19 protein-coding genes are annotated in these 17,063 nt (G+C 71.5%); 13 read left to right on the plus strand and 6 right to left on the minus strand.

The window, feature by feature from the left end; genetic code table 11:
• Positions 1-108 precede the first annotated feature (108 nt).
• Together H5965_RS19160 and H5965_RS19165 are read left to right on the plus strand one after the other, a co-directional pair.
• Positions 109-1,809, plus strand: a complete 1,701-nt coding sequence (locus tag H5965_RS19160; protein ID WP_310971395.1) for a CTP synthase — start codon at positions 109-111, stop codon at positions 1,807-1,809.
• Positions 1,806-2,435 carry an NUDIX hydrolase gene (locus tag H5965_RS19165; RefSeq protein WP_310971396.1) on the plus strand — a complete coding sequence of 210 codons (630 nt, stop codon included), beginning with the start codon at positions 1,806-1,808 and terminating at the stop codon, positions 2,433-2,435. Before H5965_RS19160 ends, H5965_RS19165 begins: the two co-directional genes overlap by 4 nt.
• Positions 2,436-2,492: 57 nt before the next feature.
• Here the strand turns inward: H5965_RS19165 and H5965_RS19170 are convergent, their stop codons facing one another.
• Positions 2,493-2,999: a DUF1707 domain-containing protein gene (locus H5965_RS19170; protein ID WP_310971397.1), complete on the minus strand. Its 507-nt coding sequence runs from the start codon at positions 2,997-2,999 to the stop codon at positions 2,493-2,495.
• Between the two features lie 92 nt (positions 3,000-3,091).
• Here H5965_RS19170 and xerD point away from each other — a divergent pair, with 92 nt between their 5' ends.
• The 6 genes from xerD to H5965_RS19200 all read left to right on the plus strand — a co-directional run bounded on the left by xerD (position 3,092) and on the right by H5965_RS19200 (position 8,147).
• Positions 3,092-3,994: a site-specific tyrosine recombinase XerD gene (xerD, locus tag H5965_RS19175; RefSeq protein ID WP_310972004.1), complete on the plus strand. Its 903-nt coding sequence runs from the start codon at positions 3,092-3,094 to the stop codon at positions 3,992-3,994.
• Positions 3,995-4,141: 147 nt separating this feature from the next.
• Positions 4,142-5,113, plus strand: coding sequence for a ParA family protein (locus H5965_RS19180; RefSeq protein WP_310971398.1), 972 nt, complete (start codon positions 4,142-4,144; stop codon positions 5,111-5,113).
• Positions 5,110-5,523, plus strand: a complete 414-nt coding sequence (locus H5965_RS19185) for a cobyrinic acid a,c-diamide synthase (protein WP_310971399.1) — start codon at positions 5,110-5,112, stop codon at positions 5,521-5,523. Before H5965_RS19180 ends, H5965_RS19185 begins: the two co-directional genes overlap by 4 nt.
• On the plus strand, positions 5,523-6,419 hold the full coding sequence (locus H5965_RS19190) for a segregation/condensation protein A (protein ID WP_310971400.1): 897 nt from the start codon (positions 5,523-5,525) through the stop codon (positions 6,417-6,419). Before H5965_RS19185 ends, H5965_RS19190 begins: the two co-directional genes overlap by 1 nt.
• Positions 6,416-7,408: an SMC-Scp complex subunit ScpB gene (scpB, locus tag H5965_RS19195; RefSeq protein ID WP_310971401.1), complete on the plus strand. Its 993-nt coding sequence runs from the start codon at positions 6,416-6,418 to the stop codon at positions 7,406-7,408. Before H5965_RS19190 ends, scpB begins: the two co-directional genes overlap by 4 nt.
• The gene (locus H5965_RS19200) at positions 7,395-8,147 is read left to right on the plus strand and encodes a pseudouridine synthase (RefSeq protein WP_310971402.1); all 753 of its coding nucleotides are present in this window, start codon (positions 7,395-7,397) and stop codon (positions 8,145-8,147) included. Before scpB ends, H5965_RS19200 begins: the two co-directional genes overlap by 14 nt.
• Here the strand turns inward: H5965_RS19200 and H5965_RS19205 are convergent.
• A complete protein-coding gene (locus tag H5965_RS19205) occupies positions 8,126-8,956 on the minus strand; it encodes an SAM-dependent methyltransferase (protein ID WP_310971403.1) in 831 nt (276 codons plus the stop codon). The two genes, H5965_RS19200 and H5965_RS19205, sit on opposite strands and share 22 nt — an antisense overlap.
• 67 nt (positions 8,957-9,023) lie before the next feature.
• Between H5965_RS19205 and H5965_RS19210 the strand changes: the two genes are divergently transcribed.
• The gene (locus tag H5965_RS19210) at positions 9,024-10,865 is read left to right on the plus strand and encodes a Xaa-Pro dipeptidyl-peptidase (RefSeq protein WP_310971404.1); all 1,842 of its coding nucleotides are present in this window, start codon (positions 9,024-9,026) and stop codon (positions 10,863-10,865) included.
• Here the strand turns inward: H5965_RS19210 and H5965_RS19215 are convergent.
• Genes H5965_RS19215 through H5965_RS19230 form a run of 4 tightly spaced genes read right to left on the minus strand, consistent with a single transcriptional unit; the run spans position 10,862 to position 13,355 of the window.
• Positions 10,862-11,260: a DUF4440 domain-containing protein gene (locus tag H5965_RS19215; RefSeq protein WP_310971405.1), complete on the minus strand. Its 399-nt coding sequence runs from the start codon at positions 11,258-11,260 to the stop codon at positions 10,862-10,864. The two genes, H5965_RS19210 and H5965_RS19215, sit on opposite strands and share 4 nt — an antisense overlap.
• Positions 11,261-11,265: 5 nt before the next feature.
• Entirely contained in the window at positions 11,266-12,459 is a 1,194-nt protein-coding gene (locus H5965_RS19220) for a cation:proton antiporter (RefSeq protein ID WP_310971406.1), read from the minus strand.
• Between the two features lie 7 nt (positions 12,460-12,466).
• Positions 12,467-12,949: a cation:proton antiporter regulatory subunit gene (locus H5965_RS19225; protein ID WP_167384818.1), complete on the minus strand. Its 483-nt coding sequence runs from the start codon at positions 12,947-12,949 to the stop codon at positions 12,467-12,469.
• 37 nt (positions 12,950-12,986) lie between these two features.
• A complete protein-coding gene (locus H5965_RS19230) occupies positions 12,987-13,355 on the minus strand; it encodes a DUF4267 domain-containing protein (RefSeq protein ID WP_310971407.1) in 369 nt (122 codons plus the stop codon).
• A gap of 113 nt (positions 13,356-13,468) precedes the next feature.
• Here H5965_RS19230 and H5965_RS19235 point away from each other — a divergent pair, with 113 nt between their 5' ends.
• The 4 genes from H5965_RS19235 to der all read left to right on the plus strand — a co-directional run bounded on the left by H5965_RS19235 (position 13,469) and on the right by der (position 16,943).
• On the plus strand, positions 13,469-14,014 hold the full coding sequence (locus H5965_RS19235; RefSeq protein WP_310972005.1) for a TetR-like C-terminal domain-containing protein: 546 nt from the start codon (positions 13,469-13,471) through the stop codon (positions 14,012-14,014).
• A gap of 91 nt (positions 14,015-14,105) precedes the next feature.
• Positions 14,106-14,810, plus strand: coding sequence for a (d)CMP kinase (cmk, locus tag H5965_RS19240; RefSeq protein ID WP_310972006.1), 705 nt, complete (start codon positions 14,106-14,108; stop codon positions 14,808-14,810).
• Positions 14,807-15,466 (plus strand): lysophospholipid acyltransferase family protein, encoded by a 660-nt coding sequence (locus H5965_RS19245; protein ID WP_310971408.1) that lies wholly within the window; start codon positions 14,807-14,809, stop codon positions 15,464-15,466. The genes cmk and H5965_RS19245 overlap by 4 nt, the downstream gene beginning before the upstream one ends.
• Positions 15,467-15,482: 16 nt before the next feature.
• The gene (gene der / locus H5965_RS19250; RefSeq protein ID WP_310971409.1) at positions 15,483-16,943 is read left to right on the plus strand and encodes a ribosome biogenesis GTPase Der; all 1,461 of its coding nucleotides are present in this window, start codon (positions 15,483-15,485) and stop codon (positions 16,941-16,943) included.
• Positions 16,944-17,063 lie beyond the last annotated feature (120 nt).

The following is a 17,063-nucleotide window of genomic DNA, read 5'->3' on the forward strand; positions in this document are numbered from 1 at the left end:
CCGCGGGCCGATCCCCGTGGTCACCCGTGCGGGTGGCGGGCGTCATATCCGGCGTCCCGGGCATGTCACAGCGCGCGGATCCGCACCGGTGGGATATGCTGGCGGCCCGTGGGACTTCAGTCACGGGCAACCAAGTACGTCTTTGTCACCGGAGGCGTCGCCTCCTCTCTGGGTAAGGGACTCACGGCTTCCAGCCTCGGTCAGCTCCTTACCGCGCGCGGGCTTCGCGTCACGATGCAGAAGCTCGACCCCTATCTCAACGTCGACCCCGGGACGATGAACCCGTTCCAGCACGGTGAGGTGTTCGTCACCGACGACGGTGCCGAGACCGACCTCGACATCGGGCACTACGAGCGGTTCCTCGACCGCGACCTCGACGGCAAGGCCAACGTCACCACCGGCCAGGTCTACTCCGAGGTGATCGCCAAGGAGCGCCGCGGCGAGTACCTCGGCGACACCGTGCAGGTCATCCCGCACATCACCGACGAGATCAAGGCGCGGATCACCGCGGCCGCCGGGCCCGACGAGACCGGCCAGGCGCCGGACGTCGTCATCACCGAGGTCGGCGGCACGGTCGGCGACATCGAGTCCCTGCCGTTCCTGGAGGCCTGCCGCCAGGTCCGCCACGACGTCGGCCGCGACCACTGCTTCTTCCTGCACGTCTCGCTGGTGCCGTACCTGGCGCCGTCGGGTGAGCTGAAGACGAAGCCGACCCAACACTCGGTCGCCGCGCTGCGCAACATCGGTATCCAGCCCGACGCGCTGGTCTGCCGGGCCGACCGGGAGATCCCCGAGGACCTCAAGCGCAAGATCGGCCTGATGTGCGACGTCGACACCGAGGCCGTCATCGCCTGCCCGGACGCGCGGTCCATCTACGACATCCCGAAGGTGCTGCACGGCGAGGCGCTCGACGCCTACGTCGTCCGCCGCCTCGGCCTGCCGTTCCGCGACGTCGACTGGACGGTGTGGGGCGACCTGCTCGACCGCGTGCACAACCCGAGCGAGATCGTGCGGATCGCCGTCGTCGGCAAGTACATCGACCTGCCGGACGCCTACCTGTCGGTCACCGAGGCCCTGCGTGCGGGCGGGTTCGCCCACCGCGCCAAGGTCGAGATCGTCTGGGTCGCCTCCGACGACGCGCAGACCGCGTCCGGCGCCGCCTCCGTGCTGTCCGATGTGGACGGTGTGCTGATCCCGGGCGGGTTCGGCATCCGCGGCATCGAGGGCAAGGTCGGCGCGATCGAGTACGCGCGCACCCGCGGTGTCCCGCTGCTCGGCCTGTGCCTCGGCCTGCAGTGCATGGTCATCGAGGCCGCCCGCCACCTGGCCGGCATCACCGACGCCGGGTCGTCGGAGTTCGACGAAAACACCAAGCACCCGGTGATCTCGACCATGGCCGACCAGCGCGACGTCGTCGCGGGGGAGCGGGACATGGGCGGCACCATGCGCCTGGGCGCCTACCCGGCGAAGCTCAAGCCGGGTTCGCAGGTCGCGAAGGCCTACGGCAGCACCGAGGTCTCCGAGCGGCACCGGCACCGCTACGAGGTCAACAACGCCTACCGCAAGCAGCTCTCGGACGCGGGTCTGGTGTTCTCGGGCACCTCGCCGGACGACCACCTGGTCGAGTTCGTCGAGCTGCCGGCCGACAAGCACCCGTTCTTCGTCGGCACGCAGGCCCACCCCGAGCTCAAGAGCCGCCCGACCCGGCCGCACCCGCTGTTCAGCGCGTTCGTCAAGGCCGTGGTGGACCGCAAGGTCGCCGAGCGGCTCCCGGTCGAGCTGCCCGAAGCTCCGGTGGCGGCCCGGTGACCGCGCCGGGCGAGCACGAGTTCAGCGTCGCCTCCAGCCGGGACGTCCACATCGGACGCGTCGTCGGCCTGCGGATCGACGACGTCGTGATGCCGGGCGGCGGCACCGCGGTCCGCGAGGTGATCGAGCACCTCGGCGCGGTGGCGATCGTCGCGCTGGACGAGGACCAGCAGGTCACGCTGATCCACCAGTACCGGCACCCGATCGGGCACCGGCTGTGGGAGCTGCCCGCGGGCCTGATCGACCACCTCGGCGAGGACCCGGTCGGCACGGCCAAGCGCGAGCTGGTCGAAGAGGTCGGCCTGGCCGCGGACGACTGGGTGACCCTGGTCGATGTCGCCGCGTCGCCCGGCTTCACCGACGAGGTCGTGCGAGTCTTCCTGGCCCGTGGACTGTCCGAAGTGGACCGTGAGGTGCTCGGCGAGGAGGAAGCGGACCTGGTCATCCGCAAGTTCCCGCTCGCCGAGGCCGTGCGGATGGCCCTGGCGGGCGAGCTGATCAACGGCGCCACGGTGTCCGGGGTGCTGGCCGCGCACGCGGTGGTCTCCGGTGCGGCGTCGGCGCGGCCCGCGGACGCCCCGTGGGAGGACCGCCCGACGGCGTTCGCCAAGCGCAAGCAGTCCTGACGTCGCGAATGACTCATTCGGGACCTCCCGCGTCCCGAATGAGTCATTCGCGGCATGTCAGGGGCGCAGCCGGCGGCCTTCGGCGTCCGTCCCGCCGTTGACCAGCAGCACGATGCCGTCGATGATCGGCCAGAAGATGCCGACGCCGGTGCAGAAGGTGGCGAAGAGCTGGGCGATGCCCAGGCCGGTCTGGCCGGTGTAGAACCGGCCGACGCCGAAGGGCAGCACGATCTGCAGCACCCCGGCCACCGTCTTCGACCGGTGCGAGTACACGACGGGCGGCGGCCCGTAGGGCATCGCCATGGGCATCGAGGGCGGCGGCGCGTACACCTGCTGCGTCGGCATCGGCATGGGGCCCGGTGGCGGCCCGAAGAAGCCGGGGTGCGGGTGCGGCAGGTCGCGGAACAGCGGCCGCAGCTCGCCCAGGGTCGTCGCCGCGTAGGCGTCGGTCACGCGCGTCTCGTACTCGTCCGGCGTGATGCGGCCCATGCCGAAGTGATCGGCGAGCAGTCTCGCTGCTTCCTCACGCTCGGCGGTGCCGATGCGCAGCTCCTCGGACCCCATGGATCCAAGGTAACCGAACGGGGTTTCTGCCGGGTCACGAGCGCCCGGCGGCCTAAGGTGACGGCGTGGCAGCCGCGGGCAGCACCGACGGCGTGATCGCCGCGTACCTCGACCACCTGGTCGTCGAACGCGGGACCGCGCGCAACACCCTGGACAGCTACGCCCGTGACCTGCGCCGGTACGCCGCGCACCTGGACGGACTGGGCGTCGCGAAGATCGCCGACGTCACCTCCGCCCACGTCACGGCCTTCGGCGCCGCGCTGCGCGAAGGCGACGACGAGCACCAGCCCCTGGCCGCGTCGTCGGCCGCCCGGGCCCTGGTCGCGGTGCGGGGCCTGCACAAGTTCGCGCACGCCGAAGGACTCACCGAGCACAACCCGGCCCGCGAGGTCCGGCCGCCGACGCCGGCGAAGCGGCTGCCCAAGGCGTTGCCGGTCGACGACGTGCTGCGGCTGCTCGAGACCCCGCAGCCCGACGGCGAGCGCCCGCTGCGCGACCGCGCGCTGCTCGAAGTCCTCTACTCCACCGGAGCCCGGATTTCCGAGGCGGTCGGCCTCGACCTCGACGACGTCGACGCCGCCGAGCGCACCGTGCTGCTCGACGGCAAGGGCGGCAAGCAGCGGCTGGTGCCGATCGGCCGTCCCGCGCTCGCCGCGCTGCACGCCTACACCGTCCGCGCCCGCCCGGCGCTCGCCGCGCACGGCCGGGGCACGGCGGCACTGTTCCTCAACGCCCGCGGCAGCCGGCTGTCGCGGCAGAGCGCGTGGCAGGTCCTCAAGGACACCGCCGAGCGGGCGGGCATCAAGGCCGCGGTTTCGCCGCACACGCTCCGCCACTCCTTCGCCACGCACCTGCTCGAGGGCGGCGCGGACGTCCGCGTCGTCCAGGAACTCCTCGGCCACGCGTCGGTGACGACGACCCAGGTGTACACGCTGGTCACGGTCAACACCCTGCGCGAGGTGTACGCGACCGCGCACCCGCGGGCACTGGGCTAGACGGCCCTATAGAGCGGCAACAGCCTTCGTAGCCTGCACCGACGGTCGAGTGACATTGCCCCGTCGAGTCCGGCGCGTTGCTTTGCCGGGGCTCCGACTCCGCGCATAGGCTGCGGCGGACGCTGACGAACAAGGAGCTTTCGCGCCATGTCGACACCGAACCAGCCGGCCGTCCCGGCCGAGTCCGCCGGGTCGGCGGCGGCGAACCTCAGCCAGGTCACCATCGCGACGCCCACCGACCACGACGGCGACGATTCCGCCGAGCGCAACGGCAAGAAGGTCAAGCTCGAGGGCATCGGGCCGACCGGCCGCCCGATCCGCGAGCACCCCGATCCGGCGCCGCTGGACAAGCACGGCCCGGCCAAGATCATGGCGATGTGCAACCAGAAGGGCGGCGTCGGCAAGACGACGTCGACCATCAACCTGGGTGCCGCCCTCGCCGAGTACGGGCGGAAGGTGCTGCTCGTCGACTTCGACCCGCAGGGCGCGCTCGCCGTCGGCCTCGGCATCCAGCCGCACGAGCTGGACCAGACGGTCTACAACGCCATCATGGAGCGCTCGGTCAGCGCGACCGACGTGCTGATGAAAACCCGCGTCGACGGCGTTGACCTGCTGCCGAGCAACATCGACCTGTCCGCGGCGGAGGTCCAGCTCGTCGCCGAGGTAGGGCGCGAGCACACGTTGTTACGGGTCCTTCGTCCGGTCATGAACGACTACGACTATGTTCTTGTCGACTGCCAGCCCTCGCTCGGCCTGCTCACGGTGAACGCGCTGACCGCCGCGGACGGCGTGATCATCCCGCTGGAGTGCGAGTTCTTCAGTCTGCGAGGCGTCGCCCTCCTGATCGACACCATCGAGAAGGTGCAGGAACGCCTCAACCCCAAACTGGACATCGTCGGGATTCTCGCCACCATGTACGACCCGAGAACCCTGCATTCGAAGGAGGTCATGGCTCGCGTGGTGGAGGCATTCGGCGAGACCGTGTTCGACACGGTCATCAACCGCACCGTGCGGTTCCCCGAGACGACGGTCGCGGGTGAGCCGATCACGACCTGGGCGCCCAAGTCGGCCGGCGCGGCGGCGTACCGCCAGCTGGCCCGCGAGGTGATCGCTCGGTGAGCAGGCGCGCCTCCCTGCCCGGAGCGTCGGAACTCTTCAGGATCACCTCCAGTCCCGCCCTCGATCTCCCCCCTGCCCAGGCACCCCCCGAGCCCGTCGAGAAACCCCAGCCGAAGCCTTCGGGCAACGGCCGGGCCGACCAGCTCGCCCGCAGCGCGGCCCCGCACGGCTCCGGCCGGACCAAGCACGACGCGAAGATCACCGTGTACGTCTCCGGGGACGAGCTGGTGGCCATGGAGCAGGCCCGCCTGACGCTGCGCGCGAAGCACGACCTGGTCGTCGACCGCGGCCGGCTGGTCCGCGAGGCCGTGGCGGTACTGCTGGCCGACTTCGACCAGAACGGCGACGAATCGGTGCTGGTCCAGCGGCTGCGGGTGGTCGGATCAGACGGCGGCGAAACCGAGGGCTGATGGACGAGCCGGAACCGGCTCCGGAGGTCCCCGAAGAGCACCAGACCGTGCACGGCGGGATGATCCCCGAAGGCGTCAACACCGAAGAGCTGAGCACGTCGAAGTTCAAGGTGCGGCTGGCCAACTTCGAGGGACCGTTCGACCTGCTGCTGCAGCTGATCTCGCAGCACCAGCTCGACGTCACCGAAGTGGCGCTGCACCAGGTCACCGACGACTTCATCGCGTACACGCGCGCGCTGGGGACCGACTGGAACCTCGACGAGACCACGGAGTTCCTGGTCATCGCGGCCACGCTGCTGGACCTGAAGGCGGCGCGGCTGCTGCCCGCGGCCGAGGTCGAGAGCGAGGACGACCTGGCGCTGCTGGAGGCCCGCGACCTGCTGTTCGCGCGGGTGCTGCAGTACCGCGCGTACAAGCAGGTGGCGGCGCTGTTCGGCGAGCTGGAACAGGGCGCGCTGCGGCGGTACCCGCGGTCGGTGGCCCTGGAGGAGCGGTTCGTCGGGCTGCTGCCCGAGGTGATGCTGGGCGTGACGCCGCAGAAGTTCGCCGACATCGCGGTGGCGGTGTTCCGCCCGAAGCCGCCGCCGACGGTGTCGATCGCCCACATCCACATGGGTCGCATCTCGGTGCGCGAGCACGCGGCGATCCTGCGGGTGATGCTGGCCGAACGCGGGCAGGCGACGTTCGGCGAGCTGGTCGACGACTGCGACCACACGGTGGAGATCGTGGCGCGCTTCCTGGCGCTGCTGGAGCTCTACCGCGAGGCGACGGTCCAGTTCGAGCAGAGCGAGGCCTTGGCCGAGCTGCACGTCCGCTGGACGGGCGGCTCGAAGGAAGAAGCCTCCGCGGCGGCCGAGCTGGACCGCGCGTTCGGAGACGAAGAGGAGTACGGGTGAGCCCGGAGAACAACGAGCAGGCCGAGGCCCCACAGCCACCGGCGGCCGAAGAACCCGAACAGGCCGCGGCCGAGCTCGCGCTCGACGAGGCGTTGTCCGGCGAGCCGGTGACCGAGGACGGCGAGCCGGTGGAGCCGCTGGTCGCGGAGAGCGCCGATGAGGAAGCGCCGCACGAGGAAGCGCCGCACGAGGAAGCGCCGCGCGAGGAAGCGCCGCACGAGGAAGCGCCGCGCGAGGAAGCGCCGCGCGAGGAAGCGCCTGCCGGGGAGTCGCCTGCCGAGGCCGAAGCTGCCGCTGAACCGGGCGAGCCTGCGCCCGCCGAGGCCGAAGCGGCCGCCGAGCCCGGGACCGCGTCCGCCGAGACCGAAGCGGCCGCCGAGCCCGATCCGGCCGATCCGGAATCCGACCTCGTCGCCGCCGGTGACGCCGACGCCATGCCGGACGTCACCTCCGACGAGGACCTCGAAGCCGCCCTCGAGGCGCTTCTCCTCATCGTCGACTCGCCGGCCAGCGAAGAGCTTCTCGCCGATACCCTCGGCCAGCCCAAGGCGCGGATCGTCGTCGCCCTGCGGACCATGGCGCAGAAGTTCACCGACCGGACGTCCGGGATCGACCTGCGGCGCGTCGGCGAAGGCTGGCGGTTCTACACTAGGGACGTCTATGCCCCGTTCGTGGAGAAGCTCCTGCTGGACGGCCAGCGGTCGAAGCTGACCCGGGCCGCGCTGGAGAGCCTCGCCGTGATCGCGTACCGGCAGCCGGTGACCCGCGCGCGGGTTGCCGCGGTGCGCGGCGTGAACGTGGACGGCGTGATCCGGACGCTGCTCGCGCGCGGCCTCATCGAAGAGATGGGGACCGATCCCGAGACGACCGGCACGCTGTACGTGACGACCGAGCTGTTCCTGGAGCGACTGGGGCTGTCGTCACTGAACGACCTGCCGCCGATCGCTCCGTTGCTACCCGAAGTGGACACCATCGATGACATCCAGTGAACACCCCGACGGCGTCCGGCTGCAGAAGGTGCTGTCGCAGGCCGGGGTCGCCTCCCGGCGCGCGGCGGAGGACCTGATCGTCGCCGGCCGGGTCGAGGTGGACGGCGAGGTCGTCACCGAGCTGGGCCGCCGCGTCGACCCGGACAACGCGATCATCCACGTCGACGGCACCCGGGTGAACCTGCGCGACGACCTCATCTACCTCGCCCTGAACAAGCCCAAGGGCGTGCACTCGACGATGTCGGACGACCGCGGCCGCCCCTGCGTCGGCGACTACCTGCGCGGCCGCTACGAGGAGACGCCGGGCGTCGTGCACGTCGGACGGCTCGACGAGAACACCGAGGGCCTGCTGCTGCTCACCAACGACGGCGACCTCGGGCACCGGCTGATGCACCCGTCGTACCGGGTGCTCAAGACCTACCTCGCCGAGGTCGACGGCCTCGTGCCGCGCGGGCTCGGCAAGGAGCTGCGCCGCGGCTGGGAACTGCCGGACGGCATCGTCAAGGTCGACCAGTTCCGCGTGAAGGACATGCACTCCGGCAAGTCGCTGGTCGAGCTCGTCATCCACGAGGGCAAGAAGCACATCGTGCGCCGCCTGCTCAAGGACACCGGGCACCCGGTGCTGAAGCTGGTGCGCACCGCGGTCGGCGACGTCCAGCTCGGCAACCAGCGCGTCGGCTCGATCCGCCGGCTGACGAAGACCGAGGTCGGGGCGCTCTACCGCAACGTCGAACTCTGATATTCGGCGGTCACGAACCCGTCGAGTGTTTCGTCGCCCGGACGGTCGTACTCCGCGGCCAGGTCAGCGTGGGAGACGACGACCGGTTCCCAGCCGTGGCCGCGCAGCCACTCCGGCGCCGTACCGCCGAGGCCGCCGTGCCACAGCCGGGTGACGCGCTCGGCGCCCGGGGTCGCCTTGGCCCGGGCGAGCAGGCCGTCCCGCGTCTCGGCCGACCGGTGCTCGAACGACACCCGGCTGCCCGGCGCGGACAGCTCGGTCACGGTCGAGAGCATCGCTTCGGCGTCTTCGCGGGACAGGTAGACCAGGAGGCCCTCGGCCAGCCACGCGGTCGGAACGCTCGCGTCGAACCCGGCTGTCCGCAGGGCATCCGCCCAGTCGCCACGCAGATCGGCCGGGACCACGACGCGCTCGCACGACGGTTCGGCGCCCTGGGCGGCCAGCACCTCGTCCTTGAAGGCGAGGACCTCGGGCAGGTCGAGCTCGAACATCCGCAGCCCCGGCGGCCAGGCGAGCCGGAAAGCGCGGGCGTCGAGGCCCGCGGCGAGCACCACGACCTGCGAGCACCCGGCGGCCAGCAGGTAGTCGTCGTAGAACCGGGTGCGGATCGCCACCTGCCGGGCGAAGACCGCGCCGAGGCCACCCTGCGGGGTTTCGCCCGGCGCGACGGGCAGCAGGGCGCTGCCCGCAGCGTGGAACGCGGCCGCGTACGGATCGTCGAACAGGCGGTCCGGGCGGCGGCTTTCGTACGCGCGCAGCGCGGCGACACCGACGGCGGTGACGCTCACGGCGGGTAGGGACTCCGTCATGATTTCCAACGTACGCCCGACTTTCCGCCGTGGTGGGCGGTCGCGGTCACTCGCTAGCGTGACGGGTATGCGACTCGGAGTGGTGTGCGGGGTGCTCGCGGTACTCCTGTCCGGTGCGGTGGTGCCCGCCGCCGCGGCCACGCAGGGGAGCGAGCCGGTCTACGACTACGCGAAGGCGATCCGCGAAACCGTCTGGGTCGACATCGGCCGCGACGGCGACGGGGACGGCCGCTCCGATCGGGTCGCCGCCGACATCGTCCGGCCGGGTGAAGCGACGTCACGCGTTCCGGTGATCATGGACGCCAGCCCGTACTACTCGTGCTGCGGCCGCGGCAACGAGAGCGAGCTGAAGTCCTACGACAGCGCCGGGAAGCCGGTGAAGTTCCCGCTGTTCTACGACAACTACTTCGTCCCGCGCGGGTACGCGATCGTGCTGGTCGACCTGGCCGGGACGAACCGCTCGGCCGGCTGCGCGGACGTCGGCGGCGCTTCGGACGTCGATTCCGCGCGCAAGGTCGTCGACTGGCTGAACGGCCGCGCGACCGGTTACAGCGCGAAGTCCGGCGGCAGCGCGGTGCCGGCGAGCTGGAGCACCGGGAACGTCGGGATGATCGGCAAGTCCTACGACGGCACGATCGCCAACGGCGTCGCGGCGACCGGGGTGGCGGGCCTGAAGACGATCGTCCCGATCTCGGCGATCAGCTCCTGGTACGACTACTACCGCTCGGACGGCGCGACCTTCGGCTTCAACCCGGACGGGCTCGCGCGCACGGTCGAAGCGCGCAACGGCGGGCAGAACTGCTCGGCGCAGAACCAGGCGCTGGCCTCCGGCGCCACCGCGAACGGCGACTACGGGCCGCTCTGGGCGGACCGGGACTACGTGCGGCGGGCGGGCAACGTGCGGGCGAGCGTGCTGCTGTCCCACGGCGTCAACGACCTCAACGTCAAGACCATCCACTTCGGACAGTGGTGGGCCGGGCTGAACGTCGAGAAGAAGATCTGGCTGTCGCAGACCGGGCACGTCGACCCGTTCGACTACCGGCGCGCGGACTGGGTCGACCTGCTGCACCGGTGGTTCGACCACTACCTGCTGGGGATCGACAACGGCGTCCAGAACGGGCCGCAGGCCAGCGTCGAGCGGCAGCCGGACCAGTGGGCGGACCAGAGCGCGTACCCGGCGGCCGGTGCGGTGGCGACGACGTTGCGGCCGGGGGCGTCCGGCACGCTCGGCACGTCCCCGTCGTCCGGGACGGCGTCGTTCACCGACAACCCGAGCCTGGGCGAGGACACCTGGGTGACGAACCCGGGCAGCGCGGCGTTGACGTACTCGACCGGGGCGCTGACGTCCGACGTGCAGGTGTCGGGGACGACTTCGGTGACCGTGACGGCAACGCCGAGCACGTCGTCGGCGCGGGTGTCGGCGCTGCTGGTGGACCTCGGCGCGGCGACGATCCGCAACTTCGCCGGCAGCGGCGAGGGGATCAAGACCGGCACCGCGGAGAACTGCTGGGGTTCCTCGACGACGGGCGACGACGCCTGCTACCGGATCGCTTCCGCGGACGTGAAGAAGGTGAACTACACGATCCTCAGCCGCGGCTGGGCGGACCTGGCGAACTACGCATCGCTTTCGCAGGAACGGCCGCTGACCCCGGGCACGGCCTACACGATGACCTTCCGGCTGGCCTCGACGGACCATGTGGTGCCGCGCGGGCACGCGCTGGCGTTGATCATCGGCGGCACGGACGGCAGCTTCATCCGCGGACCCGCCCAGCCGGGCCGCGTCACGCTGGACCTGGCCCGCACGTCGGCTTCGGTGCCGCTGGCGGGCGTCGTCCCGCCGGCGACGACCCACCCGGCCGCCGGCGGTGGCGAGCACGTGCCGTCGGCGGGCCGGGCCGACCTGCGCTAGCCTGCGGCCGGAGTGCCCTGGTGGTGGAAGATCTGCCAGTGCCCGTCGGCGACGCGACGCCACAGGGACGTGCGGTTCGCGCGCCGCCCGGCGTGCTCCGAGGTGTACTTCACCAGCACGACGCCGTCCGCGACGAGCGATCCCCGCAGGTTCTCCACGGTGATCGGTGCATCCGTCGAGTTCGCCACCAGCCGGAGCGCCTCCTCGTGGCCGAACTCGCCGCCGGACTTGCCGAACTCGTGGAAGTCCGGGGCGAGCAGCCGCGAACCGGGCCGTGTCGGCACGGCAGCCGGGCCGGAGGGATTCCCGCTCGGCAGCGAGAGCTTCCGCGACCTGGCCTTGTTCGTCCATCCGGTGAGCGTGCCGGTCCGGCCCCGGTTCGCGCGACCGGTCATCGGTGTCAGTTCGCTTCCGCAGGGGCCGCCTTGGTGGCCGCTTTGCGTTGCAGGGCGCGGACGATCGGCTCCACCACCCGGGCCGCCGTCGGGCCGAGGATGGCCATCAGGAGGACGTACGCCGTGGCCAGCGCCGCCAGTTCGCCCGTGACCGCTCCCGCCGTCACCGCCAGGCCCGCGATGACGATCGAGAACTCGCCCCGGGCGACCAGCGCCGCCCCGGCCCGGGCCCGGCCCATCTTGCCGATGCCCTGGCGGCGCGCCGCCCACCAGCCCGTGGCGACCTTCGTCAGCGTCGTCACCACCGCCAGCACGATCGCCCAGCCCAGCACCGGCGGGATCGACGCCGGGTTCGTGTTGAGGCCGAAGACCACGAAGAACACCGCGGCGAACAGGTCGCGCAGCGGCTCCAGCATGCGTGTCGCGTTCTCCGCCGTCGACCCCGAGATCGCGATGCCGAGCAGGAACGCCCCGACCGCCGCCGACACCTGCATCGCCGACGCCAGGCCGGCGACCAGCAGGGCCGCGCCGAGCACCTTGAGCAGGAACACCTCGCGGTCCGGGCTGTCCACCGCGGCCGAGACGTACCGGCCGAACTTCAGCGCGACCACCAGCACCACGGTGATCACCAGCAGCGAGATGCCGACCGCCTCGAGGCCGCCGAGCAGCGACACCCCGCCCAGCACGGCGGTGAGGATCGGCAGGTAGAGCGCCATCGCGAGGTCCTCGAACACGAGGATCGACAGCACCACCGGCGTCTCGCGGTTGCCGAGCCGGCCGAGGTCGCCGAGGACCTTCGCGACGATCCCGGACGACGAGATGTACGTGACGCCCGCCATCACCATCGCGCCGACCGGGCCCCAGCCCAGCAGCAGCGCGACGGCCGCGCCGGGGGCCGCGTTGAGGACGATGTCGAGCAGGCCGGCCGTCCAGGACCGGCGGAGCCCGGTGAACAGCTCGGCCGCGGAGTACTCCAGGCCGAGCAGGAGGAGCAGGAGCACGACGCCGATTTCGCCGGCCAGGTGCGTGAAGCCGCCGATGTCGCCCAGCGGGATCAGGCCGCCCTGGCCGAAGCAGAGGCCGCCGAGCAGGTAGAGCGGGATGGGGGAGAGGCCGATCTTCGCGGCCAGGCGCCCGAGCACGCCCAGCCCGAAGAAGACCGCCCCCAGTTCGATCAGGGACAGCGCGGTGTGGTCCATCGGCCGCTCAGCCGTACTTGAGGATCTTGGCGGCGGCTTCCAGGCCCTCGCTCGTGCCGACCGCGACCAGCAGATCGCCGCCGGTGAACGTGAAGTCCGGCGTCGGCGACGGGTGCACCTGGCCGGCCCGCGCCACCGCGACCACCGAGACGCCGGTGCGGGTGCGCATCGCGGTGTCGCCGAGCGTCCGGCCGTCGAACGGGCCGGACGGCTTGATCGGCAGCTGCCGGGTGCTGATCCCCGGCAGGTCGCGGTGCTCCTCGGTCAGCTGCGCGACCAGCTGCGGGGCGCCGAGCAGGTTGGCCAGCGCGCCGGCCTCGTCCGCGGTGAGCGGGATCGAGGCGGCGCAGGCATCGGGATCGTCCGATTTGGACACGATCAGCTCGATGTGGCCGTCCCGCTGGGTGACGACGCCGATGCGGCGGCCGGTACGGGTGGCGAAGTCCTTGCGGACCCCGATGCCGGGCAGAGGAGTTACTTCGACGTTCACCCAACCACCGTAACCCAGGTGTCCGATTCGCGGGATTTCAGCCGAGCAGCAGGAGCAGGGCGGCGACGACCATCACCGCGGCGGTCACGCCGTGGACGCCGAACGCGATGGCCTTCTTGCCCCGGTGGCGCAGGATCAGCAGCATGTCGAAGACCGGCCAGAGGGCCGCGGTGAGGATGACCCAGCCGAGTGCGTGCGCGTCGCCGTAGATCATCAGGGCCAGGGGGATCAGGCCGGCTCCGATGTCGCGGCCGCCCTTGACGTTCAAGAAGGTCTCGGCGTTCTCGGGGACGGTTGGGAAGCCGAAGCCGGCAGCGATCTTCGCCGGCGCGAAGAGGTAGTTGAGGCCGACGTAGATGATGCCGAGCGAGACGAGCGCGGTGAGGACGTAGCCGGTGATGAGCATGGGTTTCTCTCCAGGTTTTCTAGCGCCGCTAAGATTTCTAGCAACGCTAATCTAGCGGCGCTAGTTTGTCTAGCAGTGCTAGCATGTGACCCATGACCCAGCGACAACGGCGTGTGCGCGACCGGACCGAGCGAGGCCAGCGGATCGTCGCCGCGGCCAGGGAGCTGGCCGAGGCGGAAGGCTGGGACGCGGTCACCACCCGGCGGCTCGCGGGCCTGATCGAGTACAGCCAGCCGGTGCTCTACAGCCACTTCCCGGGCGGCAAGGACGCGATCATGGCGGCGGCCGCGCTGGAGGGCTTCACCGAGCTGGCGGCGACGCTGGGCGCGGCCCGCCCCGGTGGCCTCGGCGGCGTGACGGAGGCGTACGTGGCCTTCGCGGAGGGCAAACCGGGCCTCTACGACGCGATGTTCACGCACGCCTCGGAGTTGCGGTTCGCCGAGGACGACACGCCGGAGGTGATGAAGGCGTGCTTCGCGGAACTGCTCGCCGTCGTCGAGCCGACGGCGGGGGACCAGGACGCGGGCGCGTTGACCGAGGTGTTCTGGAGCACCCTGCACGGCCTGGTGACGCTGGACCGGGGGCGCCGGCTCTCACCCGCCCACCGTGACGAGCGCCTCGCGCTGGTGGTGGCGCGCTTCGGCACGCGGGCCGACTGATCTCCTCCGCACCCCGACCGGCAGAATGGGGGACGACGCCGAACGGGACGAGAACGCGAGGAGAGTGCCGGTGACGGGAGCCCTACGTGGTGTGGTCGCGCTGGATGGCCCATCGGGGACCGGGAAGACCACCGTCGCCCGCAAGCTCGCCCAGCGCCTCGGGGCCGGCTACCTCGACACCGGTGCCATGTACCGGATGGTCACCCTCGCCGTGCTGCGCGCGGGCGTCGACCCGGCCGACCCGGAAGCGGTCGCCGAGGTCGCGGACCGCGCCGAGTTCACCATCGGCACCAGCCCCGACCGGCCCGAGATCCGGCTGGCCGGCGCGGACGTCGCCGCCGACATCCGCGGGCCGGAGGTCACCAAGGCCGTGTCGCCGGTCTCGGCCGTCCCGCACGTGCGCGAACTGCTGGTCGCGCGGCAGCGGCAGATCATCGATGACGTCGTCGGGCACCGCGGCGGGATCGTCGTCGAAGGCCGGGACATCGGCACCGTCGTCGCGCCGGACTCGCCGCTCAAGGTCTTCCTGACCGCCTCGGCCGACGTCCGCGCGTCGCGCCGCAGCACCCAGGACACCGCCGCCGGGCGGCAGTCGTCGGTCGCCGACGCCCTGGCCAGCGTCGAGCGCCGCGACCACCTCGACTCGACCCGCGCCGCCTCGCCGCTGCGCGCGGCCGACGACGCCGTGCACGTCGACACCTCCGAACTGTCGATCGACCAGGTGATCGTCGCGCTGAGCGAGCTGGCCAGCCACCGCGGCATCCTCGAAGGCTGCGGCGCCGAGGTCGCTCGATGAGCGGTGACGGACTCCCCGAGGGATCCGTCGGCAGGCTCCACGACGCCGGGCGGGTCTTCGCCCGGTACTATCTGCGCTCGGCCTTCCGCATCCGGGTGCACGGCCGCGAGCGCGTCCCCGCCACCGGGCCGCTGCTCGTGATCGCCAACCACAGCTCCATGATCGAGCCGCAGCTGATCTTCGGAATGCTTCCGCGGCGTTCGGCGTTCCTGGTCAAGGCGGAGATGTTCGGCGGGATCGTCGGCAAGTTCCTGCTGGCGATCGGGCAGATCCCGCTCAAGCGCGGGGAGATCGACCGCAAGCCGCTGCTGACCGCGGTCGGCGTCCTGAAGGACGGCGGGGTCGTCGGGATCTTCCCCGAAGGCACCCGCGGGGCCGGAGACGTCGGCGCGGCCGAACGCGGCGCGGCCTGGCTGGTCCGGGCCTCCGGCGCGACCGTGCTCCCGGTCGCGACGCGGGGCACGCTCAAGCCGGCCGACGGCAAGCGGCGGTTCCGGCCACGGGTGGACATCCTCGTGGGCGAGCCGTTCACGCCGAAGGTCGGCCCCGGGAAGACCGGGCTCGACCAGGGCACCGAAGAGCTGCGCGGTGAGCTCGCGGCGCTCGTGAAGACTTTGGACGACTGGCGTGCCGAACACGGATTCGGCGCGGTATAAGGGAAATCGGGTAGTGATGGAAGAGTACGACGGCGTCGGCGAAGTCGACGGCACCTGGTCCGACGAGACCGAATTCGCCGCGCTCGACGCGCAGATCGAGGCGGCGGAAGCGGCCGAGGAGGCCGCGCTCGGGCAGCCGGTGCTCGCCGTCGTCGGCCGGCCCAACGTGGGCAAGTCGACGCTGGTCAACCGCATCCTCGGCCGGCGCGAAGCCGTCGTGCAGGACGTGCCGGGCGTGACCCGCGACCGCGTCGCCTACGACGCCTACTGGGGTGGCCGCCGGTTCACCCTGGTCGACACCGGCGGCTGGGAGCCGGACGCGACCGGGCTGCAGGCCTCCGTCGCCGCCCAGGCCGAGCTGGCCATGCAGACCGCGGACGCGGTGCTGCTGGTCATCGACGCCTCGGTCGGCGCGACCGCGACCGACGAAGCCGTCTCCAAGGTGCTGCGCCGCTCGAAGAAGCCGGTCCTGCTGGCCGCCAACAAGGTCGACGACGACCGGCTGCTCGCCGACACCGCGTCGCTCTGGTCGCTCGGCCTCGGCGAGCCGCACCCGGTCAGCGCGCTGCACGGCCGCAGCTCCGGCGACCTGCTCGACGCCATCCTCAAGGCCCTGCCCGAGTCGCCGCGCGAGGGCGGCGTCCCGACGTCGGGGCCGCGGCGCGTCGCGCTGGTCGGCAAGCCGAACGTCGGCAAGTCGAGCCTGCTCAACAAGCTGTCCGGGGAGCAGCGGTCGGTCGTCGACTCGGTGGCCGGCACCACGGTCGACCCGGTCGACTCGCTGGTCGAGCTGGACGGCGAGACCTGGCGGTTCGTCGACACGGCGGGTCTGCGCAAGCGCGTCAACTTCGCCGCGGGCGCCGAGTACTACGCGTCGCTGCGCACCAAGACCGCGATCGACGCGGCCGAGGTCGCGATCGTGCTGCTGGACGCGGCCGAGCCGCTGTCGGAGCAGGACCTGCGGGTGCTGACCATGGTCGTCGAGGCCGGCCGCGCCTGCGTGCTGGCGTTCAACAAGTGGGACCTGGTCGACGAGGACCGCCGGCACGCGATGGTCCGCGAGCTCGACCGCGGCCTGGTCCGCGTGCCGTGGGCGGAGAAGGTCAACATCTCGGCGCTGACCGGCCGTTCGGTGCGCAAGCTCGCGCCGGCCCTGCGGACCGCGCTGAAGTCGTGGGACCAGCGGGTGCCGACCGGCCAGCTCAACGCGTGGCTGTCCGACCTGATCGCGGCCACCCCGCCGCCGGTCCGCTCGGGCAAGCAGCCGAAGGTCCTGTTCGCGACCCAGGCCGGCATCCGCCCGCCGACGCTGGTGCTGTTCACCACCGGCTTCCTCGAGGCGGGCTACCGCCGCTTCATCGAACGCAAGTTCCGTGAGCAGTTCGGCTTCACCGGCAGCCCCGTCCGGGTGAATGTCCGGGTGCGGGAAAAAAAGGCGAAGCCGAAGGTCGGCGGAAAAGCCGCCCGAACCCGGTGATTTCCTGACCCGTTTCGGACGACACGCGTACCTGATTGGACGACACGCGTACCTGGATGGACGACACGACGAATCTTCGGCGATCCGGCGTGTCGTCCGGACAGGTACGCGTGTCGTCCG

Source organism: Amycolatopsis sp. 505 (assembly GCF_031625235.1).
Classification (GTDB): domain Bacteria; phylum Actinomycetota; class Actinomycetes; order Mycobacteriales; family Pseudonocardiaceae; genus Amycolatopsis.